25 protein-coding genes and 2 pseudogenes are annotated in these 26,515 nt (G+C 61.4%); 13 read left to right on the top strand and 14 right to left on the bottom strand.

The features are described from left to right. Positions 1 to 160 (bottom strand): annotated as a pseudogene (locus tag ACQKP1_RS22905) (IS5/IS1182 family transposase); the annotation flags it as partial. A gap of 115 nt (positions 161 to 275) precedes the next feature. Between ACQKP1_RS22905 and ACQKP1_RS22900 the strand changes: the two are divergent. From ACQKP1_RS22900 to ACQKP1_RS22890, 3 genes are all read left to right on the top strand, one after another. Further along, a complete protein-coding gene (locus ACQKP1_RS22900; RefSeq protein ID WP_142589705.1) occupies positions 276 to 857 on the top strand; it encodes an adenylate kinase in 582 nt (193 codons plus the stop codon). Positions 858 to 1,159: 302 nt separating this feature from the next. After that, positions 1,160 to 1,600, top strand: coding sequence for a universal stress protein (locus ACQKP1_RS22895; protein ID WP_427277142.1), 441 nt, complete (start codon positions 1,160 to 1,162; stop codon positions 1,598 to 1,600). A 241-nt stretch (positions 1,601 to 1,841) separates the two neighbouring features. After that, a complete protein-coding gene (locus ACQKP1_RS22890; protein WP_427277141.1) occupies positions 1,842 to 2,570 on the top strand; it encodes a hypothetical protein in 729 nt (242 codons plus the stop codon). A gap of 3 nt (positions 2,571 to 2,573) precedes the next feature. Here ACQKP1_RS22890 and ACQKP1_RS22885 read toward each other — a convergent pair whose 3' ends face one another. After that, entirely contained in the window at positions 2,574 to 3,287 is a 714-nt protein-coding gene (locus ACQKP1_RS22885; protein WP_037095196.1) for an IS6 family transposase, read from the bottom strand. On the opposite strand from ACQKP1_RS22885, the gene ACQKP1_RS22880 reads away from it, so the two are divergent. Continuing rightward, positions 3,286 to 3,630, top strand: coding sequence for a methyltransferase family protein (locus ACQKP1_RS22880; RefSeq protein ID WP_427277140.1), 345 nt, complete (start codon positions 3,286 to 3,288; stop codon positions 3,628 to 3,630). The two genes, ACQKP1_RS22885 and ACQKP1_RS22880, sit on opposite strands and share 2 nt — an antisense overlap. Positions 3,631 to 3,707: 77 nt before the next feature. Next, complete coding sequence (locus ACQKP1_RS22875) at positions 3,708 to 4,748, top strand: type II glyceraldehyde-3-phosphate dehydrogenase (protein WP_427277139.1); 1,041 nt, start codon at positions 3,708 to 3,710, stop codon at positions 4,746 to 4,748. A 31-nt stretch (positions 4,749 to 4,779) separates the two neighbouring features. On the opposite strand, the gene cueR is transcribed toward ACQKP1_RS22875, so the two are convergent. Further along, positions 4,780 to 5,229, bottom strand: a complete 450-nt coding sequence (gene cueR / locus ACQKP1_RS22870) for a Cu(I)-responsive transcriptional regulator (protein ID WP_080843336.1) — start codon at positions 5,227 to 5,229, stop codon at positions 4,780 to 4,782. 54 nt (positions 5,230 to 5,283) lie between these two features. Next, the gene (locus tag ACQKP1_RS22865) at positions 5,284 to 7,788 is read right to left on the bottom strand and encodes a heavy metal translocating P-type ATPase (protein WP_427277138.1); all 2,505 of its coding nucleotides are present in this window, start codon (positions 7,786 to 7,788) and stop codon (positions 5,284 to 5,286) included. Positions 7,789 to 7,949: 161 nt separating this feature from the next. Between ACQKP1_RS22865 and ACQKP1_RS22860 the strand changes: the two genes are divergently transcribed. Further along, positions 7,950 to 8,144: a heavy-metal-associated domain-containing protein gene (locus ACQKP1_RS22860; protein WP_427277137.1), complete on the top strand. Its 195-nt coding sequence runs from the start codon at positions 7,950 to 7,952 to the stop codon at positions 8,142 to 8,144. A 106-nt stretch (positions 8,145 to 8,250) separates the two neighbouring features. After that, positions 8,251 to 8,565, top strand: coding sequence for a CopM family metallochaperone (gene copM / locus ACQKP1_RS22855; protein WP_427277152.1), 315 nt, complete (start codon positions 8,251 to 8,253; stop codon positions 8,563 to 8,565). Between the two features lie 70 nt (positions 8,566 to 8,635). On the opposite strand, the gene ACQKP1_RS22850 is transcribed toward copM, so the two are convergent. Beyond that, positions 8,636 to 9,568 carry a LysR family transcriptional regulator gene (locus ACQKP1_RS22850; RefSeq protein ID WP_427277136.1) on the bottom strand — a complete coding sequence of 311 codons (933 nt, stop codon included), beginning with the start codon at positions 9,566 to 9,568 and terminating at the stop codon, positions 8,636 to 8,638. 36 nt (positions 9,569 to 9,604) lie between these two features. Continuing rightward, positions 9,605 to 10,063, bottom strand: a complete 459-nt coding sequence (locus ACQKP1_RS22845) for a DUF2933 domain-containing protein (RefSeq protein WP_112585221.1) — start codon at positions 10,061 to 10,063, stop codon at positions 9,605 to 9,607. A 297-nt stretch (positions 10,064 to 10,360) separates the two neighbouring features. On the opposite strand from ACQKP1_RS22845, the pseudogene ACQKP1_RS22840 reads away from it, so the two are divergent. From ACQKP1_RS22840 to ACQKP1_RS22815, 6 genes and pseudogenes are all read left to right on the top strand, one after another. Further along, positions 10,361 to 10,609: pseudogene (locus tag ACQKP1_RS22840) on the top strand (efflux RND transporter permease subunit); the annotation flags it as partial. A gap of 190 nt (positions 10,610 to 10,799) precedes the next feature. Further along, on the top strand, positions 10,800 to 11,003 hold the full coding sequence (locus ACQKP1_RS22835; protein ID WP_050747024.1) for a DUF2934 domain-containing protein: 204 nt from the start codon (positions 10,800 to 10,802) through the stop codon (positions 11,001 to 11,003). 58 nt (positions 11,004 to 11,061) lie between these two features. Next, the gene (gene glgP, locus ACQKP1_RS22830; RefSeq protein ID WP_427277135.1) at positions 11,062 to 12,756 is read left to right on the top strand and encodes an alpha-glucan family phosphorylase; all 1,695 of its coding nucleotides are present in this window, start codon (positions 11,062 to 11,064) and stop codon (positions 12,754 to 12,756) included. 12 nt (positions 12,757 to 12,768) lie between these two features. Then, positions 12,769 to 13,422, top strand: coding sequence for a CBS domain-containing protein (locus ACQKP1_RS22825; protein ID WP_112585223.1), 654 nt, complete (start codon positions 12,769 to 12,771; stop codon positions 13,420 to 13,422). Then, positions 13,419 to 14,429 (top strand): hydroxyacid dehydrogenase, encoded by a 1,011-nt coding sequence (locus ACQKP1_RS22820; protein WP_050747022.1) that lies wholly within the window; start codon positions 13,419 to 13,421, stop codon positions 14,427 to 14,429. The genes ACQKP1_RS22825 and ACQKP1_RS22820 overlap by 4 nt, the downstream gene beginning before the upstream one ends. A gap of 1 nt (position 14,430) precedes the next feature. Beyond that, positions 14,431 to 15,099, top strand: coding sequence for a DUF6629 family protein (locus ACQKP1_RS22815; protein ID WP_077546179.1), 669 nt, complete (start codon positions 14,431 to 14,433; stop codon positions 15,097 to 15,099). A 148-nt stretch (positions 15,100 to 15,247) separates the two neighbouring features. Here the strand turns inward: ACQKP1_RS22815 and cls are convergent, their stop codons facing one another. From cls to ACQKP1_RS22775, 8 genes are all read right to left on the bottom strand, one after another. Next, positions 15,248 to 16,684 carry a cardiolipin synthase gene (cls, locus tag ACQKP1_RS22810; protein WP_112585224.1) on the bottom strand — a complete coding sequence of 479 codons (1,437 nt, stop codon included), beginning with the start codon at positions 16,682 to 16,684 and terminating at the stop codon, positions 15,248 to 15,250. A 153-nt stretch (positions 16,685 to 16,837) separates the two neighbouring features. Next, the gene (locus tag ACQKP1_RS22805) at positions 16,838 to 18,436 is read right to left on the bottom strand and encodes an ABC1 kinase family protein (protein WP_112585226.1); all 1,599 of its coding nucleotides are present in this window, start codon (positions 18,434 to 18,436) and stop codon (positions 16,838 to 16,840) included. Positions 18,437 to 18,475: 39 nt separating this feature from the next. Continuing rightward, entirely contained in the window at positions 18,476 to 19,516 is a 1,041-nt protein-coding gene (locus ACQKP1_RS22800) for a type II glyceraldehyde-3-phosphate dehydrogenase (RefSeq protein WP_313014740.1), read from the bottom strand. A gap of 169 nt (positions 19,517 to 19,685) precedes the next feature. Beyond that, on the bottom strand, positions 19,686 to 21,200 hold the full coding sequence (locus ACQKP1_RS22795) for a multicopper oxidase family protein (RefSeq protein ID WP_112585228.1): 1,515 nt from the start codon (positions 21,198 to 21,200) through the stop codon (positions 19,686 to 19,688). A gap of 595 nt (positions 21,201 to 21,795) precedes the next feature. Beyond that, the gene (locus tag ACQKP1_RS22790; protein ID WP_427277134.1) at positions 21,796 to 23,067 is read right to left on the bottom strand and encodes an MgtC/SapB family protein; all 1,272 of its coding nucleotides are present in this window, start codon (positions 23,065 to 23,067) and stop codon (positions 21,796 to 21,798) included. Between the two features lie 43 nt (positions 23,068 to 23,110). Further along, the gene (locus ACQKP1_RS22785; protein WP_278025777.1) at positions 23,111 to 23,635 is read right to left on the bottom strand and encodes a cytochrome b; all 525 of its coding nucleotides are present in this window, start codon (positions 23,633 to 23,635) and stop codon (positions 23,111 to 23,113) included. Next, positions 23,632 to 25,158 carry a thymidine phosphorylase family protein gene (locus tag ACQKP1_RS22780; protein ID WP_112585230.1) on the bottom strand — a complete coding sequence of 509 codons (1,527 nt, stop codon included), beginning with the start codon at positions 25,156 to 25,158 and terminating at the stop codon, positions 23,632 to 23,634. Before ACQKP1_RS22780 ends, ACQKP1_RS22785 begins: the two co-directional genes overlap by 4 nt. After that, positions 25,155 to 26,513 carry an MBL fold metallo-hydrolase RNA specificity domain-containing protein gene (locus ACQKP1_RS22775; RefSeq protein WP_427277133.1) on the bottom strand — a complete coding sequence of 453 codons (1,359 nt, stop codon included), beginning with the start codon at positions 26,511 to 26,513 and terminating at the stop codon, positions 25,155 to 25,157. The genes ACQKP1_RS22780 and ACQKP1_RS22775 overlap by 4 nt, the downstream gene beginning before the upstream one ends. Positions 26,514 to 26,515: the final 2 nt, after the last annotated feature.

Here is a 26,515-nt window from a genome sequence, read left to right as displayed (position 1 = left end):
CGTTCACGACCTCACGCAAGTCCGTGGTCCGCGGGCGACCCAGGCGGCGGGGCATGGGCAGAAAAGGCTCAACCAGTGCCCATTCCCGATCTGTCATGTCGCTTGCATAGCGTGCCGTTTGCCGGGCATAGTGCCGACGGGTGATTTCGCTCCAGGCCATTCTGAACTCCATCGAATCTCGCAAATCCGGAGGAATCATAACCTGTTGAAATCACCCACCTCTTTTTGAGGCAGCCTCTCAGGAAGTCGAAGATCCGAGGAGTAAAAACGAGACAATGAGACTGATATTGTTCGGACCGCCGGGAGCAGGGAAGGGAACGCAGGCGCAGCGATTGGCCGAACGCCACTCCATTCCTCAGCTTTCCACAGGCGATATGCTGCGCGCTGCAGTGACCAACGACACCGAAATCGGGCGCCGGGCCAAGGCGATCATGGATCGCGGCGAACTCGTACCCGACGATGTAGTCAACCAGATGGTATCCGACCGGATCGATCAAGAGGATTGCCGCAAGGGCTTCATTCTAGACGGCTTTCCCCGGACGGTCGCGCAGGCGGAAGCCCTGACGGCGATGCTGGAGCAAAAGGGCGTCAAGATTGATGCGGTGATCGAACTGAAGGTCGAGCAGGCCTCGCTCATCAAACGAATGGAAAAGCGCGTCGCCGATACGCTGGCCGCTGGCGGCACGGCTCGTAGAGACGACAATCGGGCTACCTTTGCCAGGCGTCTCGACGAATACCGGCATAAAACAGAGCCGCTGTTGAACTACTATCGCCGGAGAGGAGAACTCGTTACGATCGATGGTATGCAGGGCATGGACGTCGTTATGCGCGACATTGAGAACGTATTGACAACGTAGTTTTGGCTAAGTGGAGTACGTTTTCCTGGCGCAGTCTACAGCCCGCGTCGCAATCGGAGACTTTTACTCGCTGAAACATCGATCTATCGAGTTTTTCAGTGCGTTGACGTTTGGGGGTACCGAAGCATGCTGGCGGACGAGGCGCTGGGTGCGGCAATGCCGTCAGATCGAGGAAAGCTGCGTTCGCGTCAATTGCCGGCCGGCTTTCTGGTATCGGCAAACTTGAAGATGCGCGTGCCATTCTTGAACGGCGCGCAGGCACGACATTCTCACTCGAATGAACCAGAACGGATACTACAGCTATGTACAAGCATATCCTCATCGCTACGGATGGTTCGGAAATTGCCCAAAAAGGTGTCGATCACGGGCTCTTGCTCGCAAAGAATCTCGACGCCAAAGTCATGGTGGTCACAGTCACCGAGCCGTTTCCGATTTACGCGGGAGAAGGCTGGGCCCTTGGACCCGGCGACTTCGAGCGCTACGATGCAGACCAGATCAAGTTCGCGCAGGAACTGCTGGCTCCCATCAAGGCGAGCGCCGACAGACTAGGCGTTACGTGCGAAACGCGCCACGTTCCTAACCGCCGCCCGGCGGAAGCGATCCTTGATACGGCGGCTGAGGAAGATTGCTCCCTGATCGTTATGGCGTCCCATGGCCGCCGGGGTCTCGAACGCCTCTTTCTGGGCAGCCAAACCCAGGAGGTGGTGAGCCGCTCATCGCTTCCTGTCCTCGTCGTAAGATAGTTCGACAGCGGATGACCACCGCTTCGAACGTGACCTTCGATCCAATTTCGAACTCGGCCGTGGCCACGTCGGGCGCTAGCTCAATCTCGTGGTAGCCTGTGAAGGACGAAGATCGGATTAGTCGCGCCAGAACACATCGAGCTCTGGACGGGCATGACAAGAGCATCGGACATAGGCTTAAGGTGGCGGCGCAGACATTCCTCGCAAGAGATGCCGACCCATGCAATGCGGAGGAAAAGGCATGAACGAGCAGGAGGAAACCCACACAGCTATACCGAACGAGGCGGCATCAGATCGACTCAACCGCAGTTGCTTCTGCATCACCCTCGACCGACAGGTCCTTGGTCGGGCTTTCGAACGGGAGACGGGCGACGCTGCCTTCTCAGCAACGCTGCTAAAAACGCGCCCTCACCTGTTCTCTAACGTAGCCATCTTCGCCTCGACCCAGATGGTCAAGCAAATGCTGGCCGTAGTGCGGGCGATCGAGACCATATCTGGCCTGCCCGCCTACCGTGACGCTGTTCTCGCCTGGGCGCCTGAGGTCGCGCGCTATGACCCAGGGCCGGTCGGCGTGTTCATGGGATACGACTTCCACATCGAGGCGGACGGACCAAAGTTGATCGAGGTCAACACCAACGCCGGCGGAGCCTTTCTCATTGCGCCTCTCGCGCGAGCACAGCGGAGTTGCTGCCAGGATGCCGGCCAATCGCGCGGCCGAACCGATGCCGATCAATTCGAGTCGGCCGTGCTGCAGATGTTTCAGAGCGAGTGGTCACGGCAGGGGCGCTCCGGGAGCCCGAGACGCGTAGCAATCGTCGATGACGATCCCGAGGCTCAGTACCTTTACCCTGAATTCGTCCTGGCCCAGCGCTTTTTCGAAAGGCACGGGATCGAGGCCGTCGTGGCCGATGGACGGCATCGGTGGCGTCGCCTTAACCGAGTTTGGGATGCGGTAGTCTCTTCGACCTGAACTTCACGCATCAATCGACAAAGCGATTTCCCGCCAGGTCGAGATGGCGTGAGTGCGAAGCTGGCGATGGTCTGCGGCGGTCAAGTCTTTGCGGTGAAGAAGGAAGAGATTGGCGATCTGGCCGTGAGTGGAGACGAAACGCTGACATTGCCGCGCGGACTTGAAGCGCATCATGCGCCGCTCTCGTCGTCGCACAGCAAGATGGGAATTTTCAGCCTGGTTGTTCAATCCCTTGTGCGAGCGATGTTCGACCTTCGGCATCAAATCCGCCTTCGCAGCCGAATAGGAACGCAGCTTGTCGGTCAGCATCACGCGCGGGGCGATACCTTGACCCTTGAGCAGTTTGCGCATCAGACGCAAGGCTGCTGCCTTGTTCCTTCGGCTTTGCAAGAGGGCGTCGAGAACGTAGCCGTTGGCATCGACGGCGCGCCACAGCCAGTATTTCTTTCCCTTGATCGTCACCACCATCTCATCGAGCTGCCACTTGTCGGCAAACTGGCCTCGTGAGCGGCGTCGGAGCTGATTGGCGAACTTCAAGCCAAATTTCGCCGCCCATTCCGAGACGGTCTGGAATGAGACGTTGATGCCGCGCTCGGCCAACAGATCTTCGACGTCGCGTAAACTGAGCGGAAATCGGAAATACAGCCAGACCGCATGGGTGATGATCTCGGCAGGAAAGCGGTGGCGTCTGAAGTGGGCGGCAGGGAATTCGGTCATGATAATCCGAATATCAAGTCGGCTAAAACAGGCGGTTAAGGCGACGCCACCGTATGAAGCTCAGCGCACTCGGATACTTGCCACGAGCGGGCCATATGCTTGGATTCGTCATCCGCAGTACGCCGGCTTCGTGCTCGTCCTGTTCGGCTTTCTCCTGCAATGGCCCACACTGCTGACCCTGGGAATGTTTCCTTTCCTGGTCGTCATGTACTGGCGCCTCGCTCGTTTTGAGGAGCGGCAGGCAATTGCGGAGCATGGCGGCGAATATGAGCGGTACATGCGGGATGTCCCCGGCTTCATCCCTCGCTTTCTTGGCCCGCCGGCCGATAAAGCACGCCCCTAATTGCCGGCCTGACCTATCCACCTTCCGCCATTGCTGAAGGACGCGACGGCGCTAGATCACGAAAAAGGTAGAGCAAAATGACACATAGAACTTCTGTTCGCGTCGCGGTGAACGGTTTCGGCGTTATTGGCAAACGTGTCGTGGACGCGGTGCTTCGACAAGAGGACATGGAGCTCGCAGGTGTGTGCGATGTCGTCGGCGACTGGCGTTTGCGAACCCTCAGCCAAAAGGACGTCACCCTGTACGGTGCCTCGGAAGAAGCTGTTCTCAGCCTGAAGGACGCGGGGTTTGAGGTTTCTGGCACGCTCGATCATCTCCTTGACAAAGCCGACATCGTTGTCGATTGCACTCCGAAGCACGTCGCCGCAGCAAACGTCGAGCGTTACAAATCTCGCCGCATCAAGTTCATTGTCCATGGCGGCGAAAAGCATTCGGTCACAGGCCATTCCTTTGTCGCCGAAAGCTCCTTCGCCAGTGCGGTCGGACGTGATGCGACCCGCGTCGTGTCGTGCAACACCACGTCTATCGTCCGAACGCTGACCGCTCTGAAGCAGGCAGGTCTGCTGAAGCGCGCTCGCGGCACCTTGCTGAGACGGGCAACGGACCCTTGGGAAAGCCACCTTGGCGGCATAATGAATACGCTCGTTCCCGAGCCCGAGATACCTAGCCATCAGGGTCCAGATGTCCAGAAAGTCGACCCGGATCTGGATGTCGTGACCATGGCCGTGAAGGTGCCGGAGACAATTGCACATCTGCACTACTGGTCGGTGCAGCTCACGCGAAATGCGGAGAAGGAGGAAGTCCTTGACGCATTCCGCGCGTCGTCTCGGATAGCTCTGGTACGAACGGCCGACGGCCTCACCGCTATCAACACGATCAAGGAACTGATGGCTGACCTCCATAGGCCGTTCGGCAACCTATATGAAGTCGCGCTATGGGAGGACATGCTGCGCACCGAGCGGGATGAGCTCTTCTACGCCTACATGGTGGACAATCAAGCGATCGTTATTCCTGATACGATCGACGCCATTCGCGCATTGTCTGGCCTGACACAGAATGCCGAGTTTTCCATTGCACGGACCAACACCGCCCTCGGCGTCAGGCAACGGTTCTATTAACCCGCAAGCGAGTGCCGCCCAAAAGCGGCACTCATTCGGAAATGCCAGCGACTGCGCCTTTGCGCGGTCTAATCGACACATCCTCGTCCTCCTCATCGGTCTCCAGGCGCATAAGAATTGGACAGTGAGGGCGATGGTCGCCACGGCAGGCGTTAACCAACATCTTCAGTGTTTGTGCCATTTCCTGCAAGGCTTGGATCTTTCTCTCAAGTTCCGCGATATGACCCTCGGCCAACCGCTTGACCTCCGCACTCTGGCGCGACTCGTCCCGCCACAGTTCCAGAAGTCCGTTGATCTCAGCGACGGAGAAGCCAAGGTCGCGTGCGCGACGGATGAAACGCAGCATATGCACGTCTGTATCTGAGTAGTCCCGATAGCCGGACCCTGTACGATCTGCCCGTGGTATCAAGCCGGTCTGCTCGTAGTAGCGGATCATCTTGGCCGAAACGCCGGATGCTCTGGATGCTTGTCCAATGTTCATGAGCGATTTCCCTTCGTAGTGGACACCGTCCTTGGCAGGCGGCGTCACCCTTTATTAATGAGCAGCCCGAAAGCGACGAAGCCGCAGGGCATTGCCCAGCACGAACACACTCGACAAGGCCATCGCGCCCGCCGCGAACACGGGCGAGAGAAGGATACCGAATCCGGGGAAAAGCGCGCCCGCCGCCACAGGGATGAGCGCCGTATTGTAAGCGAATGCCCAGAATAGGTTCTGTCGAATGTTGCCGATTGTCGCCTTCGACAACGCTATCGCGTTGGGCACGCCTTGCAGGCTGCCTGACATCAGTACGACGTCGGCGGCTTCGATTGCTATGTCCGTACCCGTCCCAATGGCGAGACCTACATCCGCCTCCGCCAAGGCCGGGGCGTCGTTGATTCCGTCGCCGACGAAGGCCACCTTGCCATATTGTTCTTTGAGACGGCGAACCGCATCAACCTTGCCGTCCGGCAACACCTCCGCCGCCACGTCATCGATCCCGAGTTGAGCGGCGATGGCCTTGGCGGTGCGCATGTTGTCCCCGGTGATCATCGCAACCTTCAGGCCAAGACCGTGCAACGCCTTGATTGCGGCGGGCGTGGTCTCCTTGATCGGGTCGGCCACTGCGATGATCGCCGCGATCTTTCCCTCTATCGCAGCATAGAGCGGCGACTTACCCTCGTTACCGAGACGTTCGGCCGTCTCGCTAAACTGCGCAACGTCATGACCGAGCTCGACCATGTATCGATCAGCGCCGATTTCGACGCGCCGACCCTCGACCAAAGCTTTCACACCGAAGCCTGTTACCGATTCAAAGTCAGACACCGCCGGCATCCGAACGCCTTCCGCAGCGGCCGCATCCACGATCGCCCGCGCGATTGGATGTTCCGATTTCGCCTCGACAGCAGCCACCGTACCCAGAACCTCGGGTCGGTCGAAGCCTGCGGCAAGTTCCAGATCGGTCAAGGCCGGCTTTCCTTCGGTTAGCGTACCCGTCTTGTCCACGGCGACCACACTGGCGTCTTTCAGCAACTGGAGCGCCTCGCCTTTGCGAAAGAGGACCCCCAGCTCCGCACCGCGGCCTGTGCCGACCATAATGGACGTCGGCGTAGCCAGACCCATGGCGCAGGGGCAGGCGATGATCAGGACGGCGACAGCGTTGACCAGCGCGAAGGTGAGGGCGGGCGACGGCCCGAAATACAGCCAGGAAGCAAAAGTGAACGCCGCTACCACAAAGACCGCTGGCACAAACCACATGGTTACCTTGTCGACCAGCGCCTGGATGGGAAGTTTGGAACCCTGTGCCTCCTCCACCATACGGATGATCTGCGACAGAACCGTATCCCCGCCGACCGCCGTCGCCCGGAAAGCGAAGGCGCCCTTCTGGTTGACAGTGCCGCCCACGACCACGCTACCGATCGCCTTCGAGACCGGAACAGGTTCTCCGGTGATCATCGACTCATCGACATAGCTGTCACCTTCGACCACTTCACCATCGACGGGAATGCGTTCGCCGGGGCGAACCTCAACGATGTCGTCGGAAATCACCGAACCGATCGGCAGGTCGACCGTCTTGCCATCCCTGCGAACCCGCGCAGTCTTTGCCTGAAGGCCGACCAGCCGCTTGATCGCCTCGGACGTGCGCCCTTTGGCACGGGCTTCCAGCAAGCGGCCAAGCAGGATGAGAGTGACTATGACTGCCGCAGCTTCGAAATAAACGTTGATCGTTCCAGGCGGGAGGAAGCCCGGTGCGAAGGTTGCAACCAAGGAGTAGCCGTAGGCAGCAAGCGAACCGACCGCCACCAATGAATTCATGTCGGGCGCCATCCGCCAGAGGGCTGGAAGTCCCTTGTCATAGAAGCGAATGCCCGGAACGAAGAGCACGAGGGTCGTCAGCACGAACTGGATGTACCAGCTCCATTGCATGCCGATTGTCGATTCGATCAATGCATGACCGCCTGGGATGACATGGGATCCCATTTCCATGAGAAAGACTGGAGCTGTAAGCGCCGCAGCCATCGTGAAATCACGGGCCAGCTCGCGCCGCTCCGCTTCCTTTCTCTCCGCTTGCTCGGCATTTGCATCCTCGTGGTCAGGGCCGGCATTTGCACGCACTACCTCGGCCTCGTAGCCGGCATCTGCGATGGCGGCGATCAACTCAGCCATGTTGGCGCCGCCGCGCACCGTGGCCCGTTCCGTGGCCAGATTGACCGCTGCCTCGGTAACCCCTGAAACAGCTTTCAAGGCGCGCTCGACCCGCCCGACACACGACGCGCATGTCATGCCTTGGATCGACAGCTCTACGAGGCCGGTCGGCCCTGCGGCCTGGGACGGCACCGAATAGCCAACCTTCTCGATCGCCTCGATCAGAATTGCCTTGTCAACATATGATCTGGTGGTGACATTCGCGCGTTCCGTAGCCAGATTGACCGATGCGGCCTCGACACCGGGAACAGCCTTCAGGGCTCGTTCGACTCGGCCAACGCACGACGCGCAGGTCATGCCCTCTATCGGCAGCGATACAGCTTCAGACATCTCATTGGTGCGGACGGGGGCATTCATCGCCTCTTCCTTTCTTATTCGAAGAATCAAATTCTGGAGGAGGATCAGGCTTCCAACGATAGGAAGGTCAATAGAAAAAATCCTAGCATGTGCCCCTTGACCTTACCATCGTTGGAAGGACCATCTTGTTCAGCATGAGAGCCGAACAAAGGAGATTTCTCATGCTGCTCAAGATCGAAAACATGACCTGCGGGGGCTGCGCAAGGTCGGTGACAAAGGCGATCCAGTCCGTCGACCCGAACGCTACGGTCAAGCCGGACCCCGCCGCTCGCACGGTCAAGGTCGAGACGGCGGCAACCGTCCCCGATATCGAGCGCGTTCTGGAAGAAGCCGGCTATCCTGCGGTCGCAACCTGATGAGGATGAAACGATGAACAGGCTAACCCCGATTTTCATAGGTGGCGCAATCGCCATCAGCGTGGGCCTGGCACTCGCTCAAACCCAGATGGAAAACAATGGCGCTATGCAGGGGCACAATATGCCCGGCATGAACATGCAGGGCATGGACATGTCCGCCGCGGACGAACCCTCGACCAGGGCTTACATGGCCGTCATGGAAAGCATGCAGAAGAACATGCTGATGGACTATTCAGGCGATGCCGATGTCGACTTCATGCGCGGCATGGTTCCCCATCATCAGGGCGCTATCGACATGGCAAAGGTCGTTCTCGAGTACGGTCGCGCCCCTGAGGTCCGCAAGCTCGCAGAAGACGTGATCAAAGCCCAGGAAGGCGAGATCGCCATGATGAAGAAGTGGCTCGCCGATCGTGGCAAATAACGCCGGTCGGGCGGCTTCTTGAGCCGCCCGACCAATCCCTGCATCTTACACAGGCTCAGGAGAGGGCGCGCTATTGCGCGTTTGACCCTGTCGAGCCCGGAGACCACGACGTTGCCATAGAACGCGCCATGCTAAGCAACCTTCGGAAGGCCGGGTTGTCATTACGTGGAGACCATACGGCGCTAAATGGCAAGATTTCCCCGAGAATCGCCCGATAGCACACGCCGCGGAACTGAGCCGCAGTCATCGCCTCGCTAACGACCGTCAATCCGCGGCCCAGAGCCACGAGTGGGAGCAGGTTCTCTCGTCCGACAAAATGGACGGTGATCTCAGGGTGCTGACCCAGACCAGCCAAGCGCTGAACCAGGTAGTCGTGAATTTCTTGGCCGGGGGCCACGTCGTTCACGACGGAAGTTTCGTCAACAAGGTCGGTCCAATCGACCTCGTCGCGCCCGGCTAACGAATGATCTTCCGGTAGAACCGCAAAGACGCGCTCAGACCAAAAATACGAGGTGTCGCAATCAGACCAGAGGCGGGTGCCGGTAAGGAAGGCGACGTCAAGAGAAAACTGGCGGATCGCCGCCACATGCTCTGAATGATTGCCATCGATGAGTTCAACCTGAACCCTCGGATGCGCGCGATGATATGCACGCAATAGTTCTGCAAGAAACCCCGAGGCAATCGATGAGAATATTCCGATCCTCACGAAGCCGTCTTCAGAACGCCCTATGGCAGCAATATCTTCGGCTCCGTCGTCGACGTTTCTGAGAATTTGTCTTGCCCGCCCAAGGAACCGTTGCCCTGCATGGGTCAGCGAAATCCCCCAGGTGTGCCGGTGAAACAGCGAGGCGCCGATTTGATCCTCAAGGTCAGCAATACATCGACTGACCGCTGATTGCGATAGCCCGATGGCCGCCCCGGCTTTGCGGAAGCTGCCATGCTCGGCCACGACCACGAAGGTGTTAAGGTGACGCAGCTCTATTGCAGATGGTCGCCTAGCCATGACAGCAGCCTCCTACGAGGCGCTAGGCCGTTAAATTCAGGAGATGCCAAATCCAACGGCTCGCGCCACTGTTCGGGTCCAAGCTGTCCGATACCCGCGTCGATCACCCTCGCCCCTCGTTCGCTCGTATCCGTGCAGCGACGAGCCGCGCAGCGAGTAACGGGTTTCGGATCTGGCATGTCGCGATTCGAAGTGCCGTTGGTCATGCTTCGCTCTCGCTACCTGAAGCTGATCCATTGGAGGCCAGCGGCTGTCTTGGTCGGCACGCCTTTCGTGATGATTATGTCCATATGCGCCATGCTTCCGATGCATAAAGATATGGAGTACCGGACAACTCAAAATGAGAAGCCAAGGCAACCAGCCCAGAGTGTGAGCACGACGCTCCGTGATCAGGTAAAAGGCGGCGATAGCGCGAAAGCCGTAGAGGGCGGCGCTGCTCGCTGTAAGCTTTGAACGGCGAGCGTTACCGCGTTTGCCTATCTGAGTTCTGGTCATATTGCTCCTCCAGTATCGCGCGTGGGCTCGGTAGGTGCATGGTTTGCGCCACCGCCCGTAAGCCGACCGCGAGGCAACTGTTGTTGAGATAGCAATGCCCGTCTGGCGGAGTCTTTAATCTCGATTAAGGTGTCGGGAACGACGAGGCTACCCTGCGCGGTTCGCCAAAAGGCCAGCCTGGACGGGTCCGGTTCGACTTCTCGCCCATCAATGTGGAGGGCTTCGGTGGCCAGAGGAGCTACGCCATCACCGCTTTGATCGGGAACGGACATGTCGCTCCCGATCGACACAGTTCGGAGCAAGGTCGAGCTCAGGCGCGGTGCCACCTCGATCAGCACCGAGAACGGCCAGCTTGCGAACTATGTCTGCGTCGACGTCAGAGGCCGTGATCTCGGCGGCTATGTCGCCGATGCCCGAAGGGCTGTTGCGGAGCAGGTGACACTGCCGCCCGGCTACACCATCGGGTGGAACGGCCAGTTCGAATATCTGCAACGTGCCGAAGCACGCATCAAGATCGTCGTGCCGGTTACACTAATCATCATCTTCTAGCTGCTCTATGCATGGCGCTCCCGATGTCCAAGCCTAATTTCATACCTTCAGTGAATAACACAGCATTGGAGTTAAGGAGTTGGGGGGCCAGTACGTCATCTTTAACCTCCATCAACGATTGCTGTCCAACTCGGGCTCACACTGCCATGCGCAAAAAGAAGTCCGACATCGAAGAAGGAGCACTATCATGTCAGAAGCGCAGGCCACTCTGGAGAAGGACGTTGTTCGACCCAAGATCGAGCTGCGAGCTTATGAAATCTGGGTGCGTGAGGGTTGTCCGAAAGGTCACGACCTAGAGCACTGGCTGCGCGCCGAAGCCGAGATCGTGGGGGAGGGCGCCGAGCCCGAAGCGACGGATGAGGTCGCAGATTCTGCCAAGAAGAAGAAATAATCCGTCGATCGCGCGAGTGACGCCGACAAGCGGGCTTCCTCACACCGGGAGGGTACTCTTGGATTTTCTGGATCGGGCTGTTCAGCGGACGCGCTTTGCGTATTTCTCGATGGAGATCGCGCTTCGCGCCGAGATGCATACTTACAGCGGCGGGCTGGGTGTGCTCGCCGGGGACTCGGCGCGCTCGGCGGCTGATCTCGATCTACCAATGGTGTTCGTTACGCTCGTGAGCCGCCAGGGTTATGCGCGGCAGGAGATCGACAACAATCATGCGCAGGTCAGCCATGCTGATCCGTGGTCGCCCCAAGACTTTGCGACCGCCTTGCCGCAGATGGTAGCTGTGTCAATCGAGGGACGTGCGGTGTGGGTGCGCCCCTGGCTCTATGCGCTGGAATGCCAGCTGGGGCATGTCATCCCGGTGCTGCTGCTCGACACGGATCTCGCGGAGAACGCCGTGGAGGATCGCCGGATCACCGATGCGCTTTATGGTGGGGACCAGGCCTATCGGCTGAAGCAGGAGATCGTGCTCGGCGTCGGCGGCCAGAGCGTGCTGCGTGCGCTCGGCTTCCGCATCGAGAAATATCACCTCAACGAAGGCCATGCAGCGCTGCTAACCCTGCCCCTTCTAAAAGGAACGCGGCGGCCAGACGGCGTTCACGCGTCCGATCCGATCGACAGCTACGACGTCTCGGCGGTTCGCGAGCGCTGCGTGTTCACGACGCACACGCCTGTGGAAGCCGGGTTCGACAAATTCGACTATGACCTCGTTGAGCGCGTGCTCGGCGACTACATTGAACGCGATATCCTGGCGCACCTCGCCGGCGCCGATCAGCTCAATATGACGCATCTGGCGCTGAATCTCAGCGGCTATGTCAACGGTGTCGCCCGCCGGCACGCGGAGACGACGCGCAAACTCTTCCCAGGCTATACGATCGCCTCGATCACCAATGGCGTTCATGTCCATCGATGGACGCATGGCGCCATTGCCAGACTGTTCGAGCAGCAATTCTCAAACTGGGCGCACGAGCCCGAGGTCCTCGCCTTCGCCGATCAGATCGGCGACAACGCCTTGTGGTCGGCACACGGGGACGCAAAGCATGATCTGCTGGCACGGATCGCGCAGGCGACGGGGAGGCAATTGCGTCCCGACCTGCCGCTGATCGGATATGCGCGGCGCATGACCGCCTATAAGCGGCCCGAGCTCATCTTCTCCGACATGGAGCGCTTGCGCGAGATCGCGAACGCTCAACCTTTCCAGATCGTCCTGGCCGGCCTTGCGCATCCGAACGATGGCGGCGGGCAGGAAGCGATACGCGCGCTGGGGGCGCATATCGATGCACTTGAAGGCACGATCCCGGCGGTATTCATGCCTGGGTACAATCTCGACGTTGCCGCCGCGTTGGTCGCCGGTTGCGATGTCTGGTTGAACACGCCGCTGCCGCCGCTCGAAGCATCCGGCACGAGCGGCATGAAGGCCGCCCTCAACGGCGCGCTCAACCTGAGCGTCCTCGATGGTTGGTGGATCGAGGGCTGTGTCGAGAGTGTGACGGGCTGGTCGATCCCCAGCAATGGTGCCGAGGCGAGCGATGCGGGAGCGCTCTATGACAAGCTGCGGGCTGTGGTGCTTCCCCTCTATCACGGTGACCGGGGACGCTGGATCTGGATGATGAAGCAAGCCATCAGCAAGATCGGGTCGTCCTTCAATTCTCATCGGATGATGCGCCGCTACGTCACCGAAGCCTATTTGCGTTGACGAGGGACGAGGATGCGTGTGCAAGATGTGATGTCGACGCGATTGGTCACCATCAGCCCGGAGCACAGCGTCTGGCACGCCGCGCAGATCATGCTCACCGAACATGTCAGCGGCCTGCCGGTGCTCGACGACGCACAAGCCTTGATCGGCATGGTCACGGAAGGCGACCTGCTGCGGCGCTCCGAGCTCGGCACACCTCTCGGTGACGGCGGAGTGCAAGAGCGTGCGCGGGCCTACGTCAAGAGCCGCAGCTGGAAGGTCGGTGCGCTGATGTCGGCCCCGGTTTTGTCCATCGACGAGGATGCCCCGCTGTCGCAAGTGGCGATGCTGCTCGGCCTCAACCGGATCAAGCGTCTGCCGGTGCTGCGCGACGCGCGGCTGGTGGGCATCGTCAGCAGGGCGGACCTGCTCAAGGTCATTTCGGCGGGCGGACCGGATGCGGAGATCAGGGGCGATGCGGCGGTCTCGCGGGCTCTGCGCGCCCGCCTCGAGGAGGCGGGCGCCGTGCTGCGCCGACAGCCGGAACTCCATGTCGCCGCGGGTCGGGTGCACGTCGCAGGGACCATGCGCTCGCAGGAGGAAATCGACGTCGTGCGGATGGTGGTCGACAGTGTCGTGGGATCGGGGTTTAAGGATGATTTGACAGTGGAGAAGGAGCCTCGATGAGGGTTGTTCTGTTCGAAGCGGAGGATTGGGAGAAGAAAGCCTGCGCAAAACTGATGCGCCGGCACGACGTCCGCTGCACGACGGCTCCGCTGAATATCACCACGGTCGGCGAATTCGAGGACGCGGAGGTGATCAGCCCTTTCGTGGCGTCCCGCCTTGATTCCGGCATCATCGATCGATTGCCCGATCTGAAACTCATCGCGACCCGTTCGGCGGGATACGATCATATCGACCTGACCGCCTGTCGAGAGCGAAGTATCGCCGTTGCCAATGTGCCGGATTACGGGGATGCGACGGTCGCCGAGCACGCCTTCGCGCTGCTGCTGGCGCTTGCGCGCAACATCGTCGAGAGTGTCGCGCTGACCCGCCGCGGCGGTTTCTCGATGGCCGGCATGCGTGGTCTTGAGTTGCGGGACAAGGTCATTGCGGTTGTTGGAACAGGGCGCATCGGCCGCCGCACGATCGAGATCGCGCATGGCTTCGGCATGAAGGTCCTCGCCTTCGATCAGGTCGAGGACGCTGCCGCCGCGACACGGCTGGGCTTCACCTATGGCGCGCTCGACGAGGTCCTGGCGCAGGCCGATGTGGTGACGTTGCATGTACCATCATCACCGGACACCGTCGGGATGATCGGCGAACGGCAGTTCGACGTTATGAAGGACGGCGCCATCCTCATCAATACCGCGCGCGGCAATGTGGTCGACACGGAGGCGCTGGTGCGGGCGCTGGCAAGCGGCAAGTTGCGCGCGGCCGGTCTCGACGTGCTGCCGCAGGAGCCGCTGATCCGTGAGGAGGCCGAGATCTTCCGCCAGAACATGGCGGTCGATACGGTCGATCTCAAGGCGCTTGTCGCCAACCACGTGCTGCTGCGCTTTCCGAACGTTCTGGTCACGCCGCACAACGCCTACAACACCGACGCGGCGCTGCGACGTATCATCGACACCACCCTTGCCAACATCGAAGGCTTTGCGGCCGGTCGCCCGGTCAATCTGGTAGGGGTAGCCTGAGATGTGCCTTTCCGCGGAGGTCAGTCTGGGTGCCGCCGCCGTCCTCATCCCGGGCGGCGCGGTGGCGGGCGCGTCGGCCTGGCGGGCAGATCGCCGCTATCTGATGATCGCAACCCTTCCGCTTCTGTTCGGTCTGCAGCAACTGGTGGAGGGTTTGATCTGGATCGAGGGCCACGCAGGCAACACGCATCGCGTCGGCCAGTATTCCTTGCTCTACATGTTCTTCACCTGGATTGCCTGGCCGATCTGGGTACCTCTGTCGGCCTACTTCCTGGAGGGCGGTGGGCGCCGGAACCTCATCCTTTTGTTCGTCATCGCGGGCGCGATGCTGGGCGGCCTGCAGTTCATTCCGTACTTTGTCCATGACGGCTGGCTGGCAACGACCTTCCTGCGTTGGGCAGTTCGCTATCAGGACATCAATCTGCTCGACGGGCTCGTCTCCCGGACCGTGACCTACGCGATCTACGTCGCTGTCGTCATCGTGCCCTTCCTGCTGGTGCGAGGCTGGGAGATCAAGATTTTCGGCCTGCTCGTCGCCGGCGTCCTCGTCATCACCTATGCGTTCTTCTCCTACGCCTATATCTCGGTGTTCTGCTTCGGCGGTGCGGTGATCTCCCTCTATCTCCTGGCGCTGATGTGGCGCAGGCGAGCCAGGCCCGCACTGGCGTGATCGCTGTACGGTCGCATTGCCGGCGTTTGCCGTGCCAAGTGCGAGCGTAGAGCAAGATCCGCACGACGAATACGCCCATATGCACCCGCAGCCGAAGTGGGGCATCGCGTTGCGTTCGATTGCTCCATTTGGAAGCCGCTGATGCTGTTCACAGGAGAGGGCTCGCCAGCCGCGCCAGGTTCTCGCCAATCTTGTGGATCATTGGACGTTTTTCCCAACCGTCGAGCGTGAGCGTCGCGGTGTTGTCGAAGCAGCGCACTTGCTCACGGCGCAACTGTTCCGTGACACCCTTGTCAAAAACGATAAGGCTTACCTCGGCGTTTAGGACAAAAGAGCGGATGTCGACATTGCTGGAACCCAGCAGCGAGATCTCATCATCAAACGTCATATGCTTGGCGTGCAGAAAGACCTCCTCATAGAGATGCACTTGGACACCGGCCTGGAGGAGTTCGGAGTAGTAGGATTGCTGCGCTAATTTCACCAGGATGTGATCCGTGAGACGCGAGACCAGCAAACGCACCTCCACCCCACGCAGCACGGCGGTTTTGAGTGCTTGAAGGAGAGGTTCGTCCGGGACGAAGTAGGGCGTCGTGATCACGACACGCTTGCTTGCGCCGTGAACCAGAGCCGCAATTACATTGCCAATCCCTGCGTTCGGGTAGTCAGGACCGCTTGGAAGGACCTGTGCAACGGCCCCGGCATCGGGATGATGGTGTGGAAAAAGGGCGGATACCGCCAGTTCCTCCTCCGTTTCCATGAACCAGTCGGCGACAAAGACGGCTTGCAGCTCTGTCGTGATCGGGCCGACAACTCGTGCGACCAACTCCTCGTTTGCGATGTTGGAGGCAGATAGGGCGTTTGTTATGTTCTGGGAGCCGATATAGCCGATGCGGCTGTCTATGACGGCAACCTTACGGTGATTACGCAGGTCGGCACGCGCCGATCTGCGCCGAAAGATCCCCACCTTCAGAGCGAATTGAACGTCCACACCTGCTCGGGTTAGCAGCCTCGTCACCTGGTGCCGCCATTGCCGGGACCCGATGGCATCAATCAGTACCCTGCATGTGACACCTCGCAGGACCGCCCGTTCCAATGCTTCTATTACGCGCAGACCCGTCCGGTCGTCTGCGAATATGTAGAACAGGAGATGGACAGTTCGTTCCGCATGATCGATGTCGACGACCATGCGGTCGATAACACCCTCATAATTGGAAAGAAGTTCGACGTTGTTGCCAGAAAGCGCGGGGAACTGGCCGAGGGTTTCAATCAGGAGCGCCGGTCCCGCCAGCGAGCCTGGCAAGTCGGGACGGCGGCAGAAGTGAGAATGGGCAATCTCTTTCGATGCCGCGACCAGGACCTCCGGCAATCTGGCGAAGCGTTCCCTGCGCCAGCGGGGATAGGTCGGTCTGCCGATAACAAGATAGACCGCAAGTGCAGGAAGGGGCAGGAAAAATATTAGCAGCAGCCAGCTGCGCGCGGCGTCGGGCGAACGTCGAAAGGGCACGACAAAAACCATGACAATGCGGATTGTCCATTCCACTACCAAGTAGGCGATCGCCCAGGCTTCGTTCCCAATAAGCGCCATCGCCGTCGTCCCGTGTGCCTATGTTTTCCGCGAAGGTTGAGGAGTGGAGTAGCAGCGTTCGTTCGATCCCAGGATCTTCGGCTTCCACGGTCCTGTGATCTCCGCCCGTCCGCTGCGCGCGGCGGTGCAGGTGCGCCCGCACCGACGCAGCGCTCATCGTCGCCACAGTATGTTAATCCACCGCAGGACGCGCATGCAGATCCAGATCGCCACGATAAATCCGATCAGGGCCGTGACGGGCAGCCCTATCACCTCAGGTCCAATATGCGCTTGCGCCAACAGCGCGGACGTGACCAGCATTCCAGCCGACAGAAGCGCCAGCGCCGCGAGAGCCGCCCGGCGGTCGAGCCGCCGCTCGGTTTCGTCCGATTGATGGACACGCACACCAAGGGCTAGGTCTCCGCCGTCCTGATGGGCGCGATGAAGCCAGGAGGCCAACAGCGAGGGCAGGTCCTCTGCGGAGAGCGCCAGCTCGGTTTTGAGACGCGCCATGGCTGCCGGGTCAGGCCTGCCGCCCAGCGTGTGCGCCAACGCGGCCTCGCCTTTGGCAATGATCGTATCCAGCACATTGAAGTTGGGATCGAGCCGGCGCAGGCAGCCCTCAATCAGAAAAAGCGCCCTGACGAAAACCATGAGGTTATAGGGAACGACGACGCGGGCGCCGTCACCGAGCCGCATCACCCTGAGGAAAGCATCGGCGATAGACCAGTCCTTCAGCGGCAGCGAGGAATAGTCGCTGAGGATTTCTTCGATACCCTGCACGAATGCCGTGCGTTCCGCCTGCCGGTCGATCAGCGAAAGAGCGATGGCCGCGTCGAGCATCCATCCGGCGTCCTGGTGAACGAACGCCTGGAGAAAGATCCCGAGATTGCGCCGTGTCGTGTGGTCAAGATGGCCCACGAGCCCGAAATCGTGAAAGCAGATCCGGCCGTCCTCCATAACGAAGAGATTGCCGGGATGCGGATCGCCATGAAACAGACCGGTCGTCAGCAGTTGCTCAAGATAGAAATCGACCAGGACGCCCGCGATCCGCGAACCGTCCTGCGATATGGCCGAATCCTCGATCGATCGGCCATGGCTCATGACCTGGACGAGGATTGCTTCGCTTGATAGCGTTTCGAATGCTTCCGGCACGTAGACGTCGGTGCGCTGCCTGTAGGCATCAGAAAATCGTCGAATGTTTCGCGCTTCCTGGAGAAGGTCAGTCTCGCGCCGGAGATTGGCCCACATTTCGCGGGCGAGGCGCTCGGGCTGCAGGCGGCGGAAGCTCGGGATCGCCGCGCCGGCGATCCGGGCAACGGCAACGAGTATCCGCATGTCGCTGTCGATCCGCTCCCGCATGTGCGGGCGCCTTATCTTGACGATCACCTCCTGGCCGTCGGGCAGGGTGGCGCGATGGACCTGGGCGATCGAAGCGGCTGCGAAAGGTTCGCTGTCGAATGTCTGGAACACCTGTTCGACCGGCCGGCGCAAGGCGCGCTCAAGTTCCGCCCTGGCCTCTGTCGAGGAAAATGGCCGGGCACGCTCGCGCAGGTCGCGCAGTTGCCTGAGATAGTCCTCCGGGAACAGGTCGGGCCGCATGCTGAGGGCCTGACCGATCTTGATGAAGGTTCCGCCGAGCTCATCGAGCGTCTGGCGTAGGCGAACTGGCAGGGCCGAGGCATCGGCGGCGACGCCGCGGCGCCGCTCGGCTAGATAGAGCAGAGTCAATGAGACTGCGGCGGCGACGATCCTGAAAAACCGCGAGCTCACGCGCTTTACCCCGGTTATAGGCGGCCGCCGCGCATCGCGTTAGAACAACCGCTGCCGGATGCCGAGCGACGCGTTCGTCAGCGCGATTGAAGAGTCGGCACCCGATGCGAGGCCGGTCAAGGCGCGGATGGCATCGATCGTCTCGGGAATGACGATCGCCTGGTTGTCGACCATGTAGGCGTAGAACAGCTCGTCGCCTTCCGTGCGCAGCATGTCTTCCCAGAGCGCCACCTCGTAGAGATTGTCGTGCGGTCGGCCGAGGTCGGCCATCAGCTCCTTCACGGTATTGATCGCGGTGAGCCCGTCCGTGGTTCGGATCAGCGCGATCCGCGACGAAGCGCCGAAAGCCCCGAGCACCTCCTCCTTCTCGGCCGCCCGGGTCATCTGGACGGACCAATAATGGAGATGCGCCAGCGTCTCGGGAACCTTGACGGCCATGGTCACCACGTCGAGGTCGGGGTCGACGCTCTGGGCGTCTGGTCCCTGATGACTCGGGATCTCGGGCTCGGGCACGAGCGTGTTCATGATCCCGCCTTCATGGCTTTCCCACGGATCGGTGGCGCGCCTCAGCAGCGTGCCGCGCGCGCGTTTGAGCAGGCCGGCCCGCTTCAAGACGGAAAGCGTGCGAACGATGGAGGTCGTGTTGCAGGACACAACGCGCGTCGACTGGCGGCCGATCGCGCTCGCAAAGGAGCTTTCTGCGACGAAAGAGTGTCCGGTCACGGCGTGTTTCTCGCCGCCATGGACGATGAACTTGATGCCGCGGGCCCGGTACCGCTCGACGTTGGTTGCGGCGACGCGCTTGGGTGTGCAGTCGACGACGATGTCCGCGGTCTGGAGCAGCGCATCGAGCGTACCGGCGACCGACAAGCCGGATGCCCTCATCGGGCCAGCCGTCTCATCGGACGCCGCGTAGAGCGGAATCGCCTTCTCTTCAAGCGGGCGCAGGCGCCAGTCGCTCGCGATGTCGCAGACACCGACGAGTTCCATATCAGCCTGAAGACGCACGGCGTCGGACACCCGCTTGCCGATTACGCCATAGCCGTTCACGGCAACCCGGATGGAACTGTGCTGTGTCATTCCAGAAATCCTTAGAAACGAAAGTTCGATCGCGCCGCTTCCCGCCGCCTTAAGAGGAAAGAGCACCATTTTGTATGCCAGCGCTCGGCGGCTGCATCTTTGATCGAGGTTAAGGATGCACAGTCGTCGTGGTGCCGGCTCGGATTCCGGCACCAGGCAACGACAGGTTCTAGCCAAGATCCTCATAGGTGACATAGGCCATCATGCCGGTCGCCATGTGGTAGAGGTGATGGCAGTGCAGCGGCCACTTGCCCGGATTGCTGGCATCGAAGACGAAGGTCAGGGTTTCGCCGGGTGGCACTAGCGCCGTATCGCGCACGGCCCCGGAGATTGCGGTGCCGTTCACGTTGGTTACCTGGAAATGATGACCGTGCAGGTGCATCGGATGCGCCATCATGGATGCGTTGCGCATCGTGATCTCTATCCGCTCCCCTTGACGCGTGCGCATATCCGAGGCGCCGTCCATGCCCCATACATAGCTTTGCATCTGGCCGGTCAGGGCGATCTCGAAACGTCTGTCTGCCGGACGAACGGCCAGCGGCCTTACGGCCCGCAGGCGCTGCTCGAGGGAATTGCCCACGATCGGACCGTCGGCCTCGGCAATGGGAGCGATACGCTGGATGGGGGCTCCGGCTGTGGCGAGGATCACGCCCGTGCGTTCCATTGCCCCTTCCCGCAGGGCCAGAACAGGATAGGTTCCGGCTCCTTGAGGCAGTTCCAAGCGGATATCGAGGCGTTGACCCATGCTGATCGGGAATGTTTTGCCGTCGACCGGTTCGACCTCCTGGCCGTCGACAGCAACGAGCGTTCCCTGCACGACGCCGGTGTCGATGGTGAAGGCTGTGGCAGTCGCGCCATTGATAATGCGCAGGCGGACGCGGCCGCCTTTTTCCACTTGCACGACTTCGGGATCGTCGAGCGTTCGATCGTTGGCCAGGTAGGCATCATAATCGATGTCGTTGAGGTCCATGGCCCCCATTGTGCCCATGTCCATTCCGGGCATGCCGCCCTTGTTCATGCCATCCATCTCCATATTGCCGTGCCCCATGGCGGAATGATCCATCATCGGCATTCCGGCCATTTTCCCTTGCCCTGTCGCAGGTACACTCGACCGGGCGTCGTGGGCTTGTCCGCTCTTGAGCCTGGCCAGCAGTTCCTCGGCCGGCGTAAAGGAAAAGTCGTGCAGGAGGATGACGACGTTCTGTTCATCCCGTTCCCTGTCGGCCGCGGTGCGGACGACAAGTGGCGCGGCAAGCAGGTTCTGCTCCTGAAGCGTGTGCGCGTGCATCCAGTGCGTGCCGCCGGCACCGACAGGGAAGGTATAGCGCACGACCTCGCCTGCCTTGATTAGGGCCATCGGATTGTCCGGCACGCCGTCCATCTTCCAGGGCGGCGTCAGGCCGTGCCAGTGGATCATGGTCGGTTCATCGATCACGTTTGCAAGCTCGACATCGAAACTCGATCCAGCGTCCAGTTGGATCCCTTGCTTGCCGTCAGGCTGCATCAATCCGAACACGCGTGCTGCCTTGCCGTTGACCTCGATCGTGCGGCTGGCAATTCCGAGCCTGAGCGGTGGCGCGGCGGCCGAGGCCTGAGGCAGGGCGCCGAAGGGGCGGATGACGGAAGCCGCGCCGACGGCGGCGGTCCCGGTCATGATCGTTGTGAGAAAACGACGTCTGTTCATGGTTCACTCCTGATGTGGCCTGCATCGGCAGGCAAGCTGATCGGTGCGTCTTTCGGACGCTGGTCGGCGACCCAATGCGCGATCGGGTCGTTTCGGTCAGATCAGCTTCGGGGAGGCCCGTGGGAAGGATGGACAGAAATGCCGGCCGATTGGGTCTCGATCGGCAATGCATGATCCCTCACCACGGGGGCACCATCGAAGAGGGCGGCAGGCGGCACAAGGCTGAAGCACTTGAGGCAGTATTTTTGGCAGCACTGATCGAGGCTTCTGTCGGTCCTCTTGCCGCTACCATGATAACCTGCATGCACGAGAACGCCGTCCACGTTGGCGCTTGCCGAAACGGTTTGAGTATTGGCCGGGTCTGGACACGGCAAGGTGTGGGCAGTCGTCAAGGACGCCGTCAGAAAGGCGAATACCAACGCGGCCACGACAGCCGTTCTCAATCGTTCGCAAATGTTCGCCACCAGAGCCACCTCAAATCACCTCGATTCAACTCTAGCGCATCAGGAAGTTTTCCTGTTTGATCGGGATCAATGCCAATCCGATGCTGTAAAGCCGTTCCAGCCAGATAGTGTTGTCGTCATGATGAGACCAATCACGACGGCGTACCAGGCCAGTCGAAATGCGGAAGTGTCGCGAAGACGAGGAAGCCCAAGCCGACTGCCGTAATGGTGGCGACCGCGATCGGGAGCCAAAAACGCACCGGCCCCGTCCCGGCCGCGACAACCAACCGTCCAGCCGCGTTCGTTGTCAGGGCGAGCAGCACGGCGTGCCCCACAGTCTCTCTGTCTGCCGAGACACCAAGGAGCCGCAATGCGCTCAGCACGGCAACGTCGATATCGAAGGTGCCGGTGATCGCCGACGTGACCACCATGCCACCAGTGTTCCCGACCGAAACTGCAGCACTTATGGTCGAAACCACAGCAAACAGGATCGCAAAGGCCAGCAGTGCCCACAATTCGAAGGGGTTGCGTGGCATTTGACCAGCGTCGGTTGGAACTGCACCGCGCGACAGAAACACCCCGCCGCACATCACGAAAGTCAGAACCGCGGCAAGAATGGCAAGTCCTGCGACGCCGAGCACTGATGGTGAGACGATCGCGACGATGCCGGCAACACGGAGCACCGAGACGGCGGCGGCGAGCGTGGCGGCTCCGGCCAGCGGCCAAGGATTGCCGCCTGCGGTTGCCGTACGCGCGAGCGCCAGCGTCACCGCCGTCGATGATACCACTGCCCCCGCCAATCCGCCCACCAGCACTCCACGTGTGGTTCCGAACAGGCGGACGGCAATATAGCCGAGGAACGAGATTGCAGCAGTCAGCACTGTGAAGAGCCAGATCTGTTGCGGATTGAAGCCGCCCCACGGATCGATCGCCTGCGCAGGGAGGAGCGGCAGGATGATCGCCGTCATCACCGCCAGCACCAGCGCGGCGCGCAACTCGATCCAGGAGAGGCGCCTGAGAAGACCATGCAGCAGATCGCGACTGGCGAGGAGGACGGCAAGTGCGGTGCCTCCGGCGGCAGCGGCGCGGTGATCCCCCGCAACCGCCAGTGCTCCGAGCACGAACACGCCCAGGGCCGCGACAACACCGGTCACGCTGAAATCCGCATCCTGAATGGCTTCGCGGCTCTTGTACCAGGCAAAGACCGCGGTGAAGGCCAGCAGCCCTGCGATCAGCACCGATGGTGCCGCGACGCTCTTGGCGAGCGCGGCGAACAGGCCGCCAAGAAGACCGGTAATGGCATAGGTGCGGATACCGGCCGTTCTCGCGCCATCCGGGGCGTCGCGCTCGCGCCAGCCACGCTCGAGACCTACCAGCAGGCCAATGGCGAGCGCCAAGCCCAACCTGGCGATCAACGGTTCCACTGTCAGCTTCCCGCGGGCTGACGGCCATGAAACGAAGTCGGCATCATCGCGGCTTCCGGATCATGCGCCAAAGGACGTCGTCGCGGCGCCAGAAATGATGCCAGAGCGCCGCTGCGGCATGAAGGAGGACAAGAACGAGCAACGTCCAGCTCAGCAGGCTGTGAACCGGCGCAATCCGGAACGTGACATACATGGCGATCGTGCCGGTGACCGGCAGCGCGATCAAGACGGCGTAGAGCGCGACATGCATAACGGCGGCAATGATGCGCTCGACGACCGACATGCCTCGGGCAGGCGGCGGTCTGCCATAGGCAAGGCGCATGACCAGTTGCGCCAGTACAAGACCAAGGATTGCCCAGCCGCTCCAGGCATGGACCTGATGCAGGAACAGGTCGAAGGGGCGCGGTTTCATGAACAGGTGCGCCATATGCGTGCGCTGGATTGCCCAGGCCGTCGGCACCTGTACGAGGCAAAGGACAAGCACGGTCCAATGCATCAGACGATGGGCGAGTGGGAATTCCTCGGGCGGACTCCGCCGGTGGCGTCCTCCCGGGCGCCGCCATCTCAAGTCTCGACCTCGACGATGTCGCCTGCGCGCGCGGCATAATCGAGCGCATAGGCGAGCTCGCCCGTCGTCTCGGCATGGACATGAAGCAGGGGCTGGCCCCGATCGATGTCGTCGCCGAGCCGAACCTCCATGTGAACGCCCGCCGCCTTCGATTCGGGTGCGCCAGCGAGCTTGGCAAGCCGCGAGAGTTTGCGGTTGTTTATGTGAACGACGCGCCCGGTATGCGGCGCGAGCAGGGGATAGACATTGGGCGCCCGCGGTGGCGTACGAGGGCCGCCCTGCGCCCGGCAGATCGCCTCGAACTTCGACCAGGCCCTCCCGCTTGAGAGCGTTTCGAGCGCGCGGACGACGCCTTCTCCCCGTTCGGCCTTGCCGCCGATCTCGAGTGCGGCACCGGCCAGCGTCGCCGCCCGGCGGCGCAGGTCGTCAGGGGCGTCCGCTGCGTTCTGCAATACGGCGAGCACGTCCAGCGCTTCTAGTGCCGGCCCGATGCCGCGACCGACGGGCTGCGAGCCGTCCGTCTGGATGCAAGTCGTGGCGAGCCCGAACCGTGAGGCAACAGCGTTGAGACGCAGGCCGAGCTGAGCGGCCGCGTTCTCACCGCGCACCTTGGCGGTCGGCCCGACGGGAATGTCGATCACGACGTGGGTAGACCCCGCCGCTATCTTTTTGGACAGCACGGAGGCGACCAGCTGGCCTTCGGTGTCGACGTCGAGCTCGCGCTCGACGCGGACGAAAATGTCGTCGGCGGGGCTCAGATGCACAGCGCCGCCCCAGGCGATGCAGCCGCCTTCGCGTTCGACGACGCGCCTCAATGTCGCGATGTCGAGCTCCACCGGCGCCAGCGTTTCCATCGTGTCGGCGGTGCCGGCCGGAGAGGTGATGGCGCGTGACGAGGTCTTGGGCATGAGCAAGCCGTTCGCGGCGACGATCGCGACCACGATCGGGGTTGTCCTGTTGCCGGGAAGGCCGCCGACGCAATGCTTGTCGACCACGATTGGCGCGTCCCAGCGCATCCGCTCGCCGACGTCCACCATGGCGCCGGTCAGGTCGGCAGTTTCGTTCTCGTCGAGGGGGAGGGCGGCGCTGGCCGTGAGGAAAGCGGCTAGGTGGACTTCCGTGTAACGCCCGGCGACCATGTCGCGCAGGATTTCTGCGAAGGCGCGCGAATCGAGCCGATTGCCGTAGATGCGCTGACGCACGCTCGCCAGCGAGTCGATCGCGGGTGCATGGCTGACCCTGACCGCGTCACCGTCGGCAAGGCCAAGCCGCTCCCAGGCGGTTTCGGAGAGGCCGACTTCGTCGAGGGCGATTAGACCGTCACCGTCGACCTGGAACAGCGTCGCCTGAACCTCGCCGCTGCCGTTGGAGACAAGGACTTGTGAGCGCGCCGACAAACCCTCCGACCGGCAGACGTGGCAATCGGTGCGCATGACGACGACGGCCTGATGCTGCGTGTGCAGGCGGATGCGCCTCGCCCGTAGCGTCGGTTGAGCGGGAATTGTCGTGTCGGCGAACGTCATAGATCGAACTTCTGGTTCTGGCGGGGAACGACGGCATCCCATCCGAGCTCCCGGTCAATGCGAACGCGCAGCGCTTCGGAGCCTTCGTCTTCGCCGTGCACGATGAAGACCCGGGACGGCGGTCGGCGGAAGCCCGACAACCACCGCATCAGCTCGCTGGAATCAGCATGCGCCGACAGCATTGACAGTTCCTCGACCGCGGCGCGAACGGGAATCCATTCACCATGGATCTTGGTCTCCTGCGCGCCTTGCAGCATAGCACGACCGCGGGTGCCGGCCGCCTGGAAACCGGAGAACAGGATCGTATTGCGTGCATGCGGCGCGAACGCCTTCAGATGATGAAGCACGCGCCCGCCGGTGGCCATGCCACTCGCCGAGATAACCACCTTGGGATACGGGCTTGCCGTGATGCCCTTCGAGCCGTCGACGTCGCGGGTGTAGGTCGCAATCGCGCAGACCTCCTTACATTGCTCCGGGGTCAGGCGGTGGTCCCCACGGTGGGCGTGGAGGAGGTCGGTGGCGTCGATTGCCATCGGGCTGTCGAGATAGACAGGCACCTTCGCCAGGCGCCCAGTACTTTTGAGCTTCCAGAGATGGTAAAGGAGCGATTGCGCGCGACCCACGGCGAAGGCGGGAACGACGACCGTCCCGCCGCGCGCGACTGTTCGCTCGACGACGGCGCCGAGCGCTTCGGTGGGATCGGCAGGATCGTGCATGCGGTTGCCGTAGGTCGATTCGATCAACACATAGTCCGCCTCCGGTACAGGGGCCGGATCGAGAAGAACCGGATCGTCATAGCGGCCGAGATCGCCGGAGAAGGCGACACGGCGTCCGCCCCATTCGATCTCGGCGGTGGCGGCGCCCAGGATGTGCCCGGCATGACGGAAAGTCAGCGTCGCGCCGAACGGGAGCTTGACCGGCTTGTCGAAGGGCACGGGCGAGAAGAATTCAAGGCTGCGCTCGGCATCCCGGATGCCGTAGAGCGCGAGCGCCGGCTTGTGTTTCGAGAAGCCTTTTCTGTTGGCGTATTCGGCGTCCTTCTCCTGCAGGTGGCCGCTGTCCTTGAGGATGAGCTCTGCCACATCGCGCGTTGCCGCCGTCGCATAGATCTTTCCCTTGAAGCCGTCGCGCACAAGCTTGGGAAGGTAGCCCGAATGGTCAAGATGGGCGTGCGTCAGGATAACGGCGTCGATGCTCGAAGGGTCGATCGGCAGCGGTTCCCAGTTTAACTCGCGCAGGTTCTTGAGGCCCTGAAACAGACCGCAGTCGATCAGGATGCGTTTGTCGCCGTTGGTGAGCAGATGTTTCGAGCCGGTGACGGTGCCTGCGCCGCCGAGGGACGTAAGTGTCAGCATGG

It is taken from the genome of Allorhizobium sp. NPDC080224 (genome assembly GCF_050281005.1).
In the GTDB taxonomy this organism is placed as follows: Bacteria; Pseudomonadota; Alphaproteobacteria; order Rhizobiales; family Rhizobiaceae; genus Allorhizobium.
Note: the sequence above shows the minus strand (reverse complement) of the source record. Positions and strands in the feature narration are given on the sequence as shown.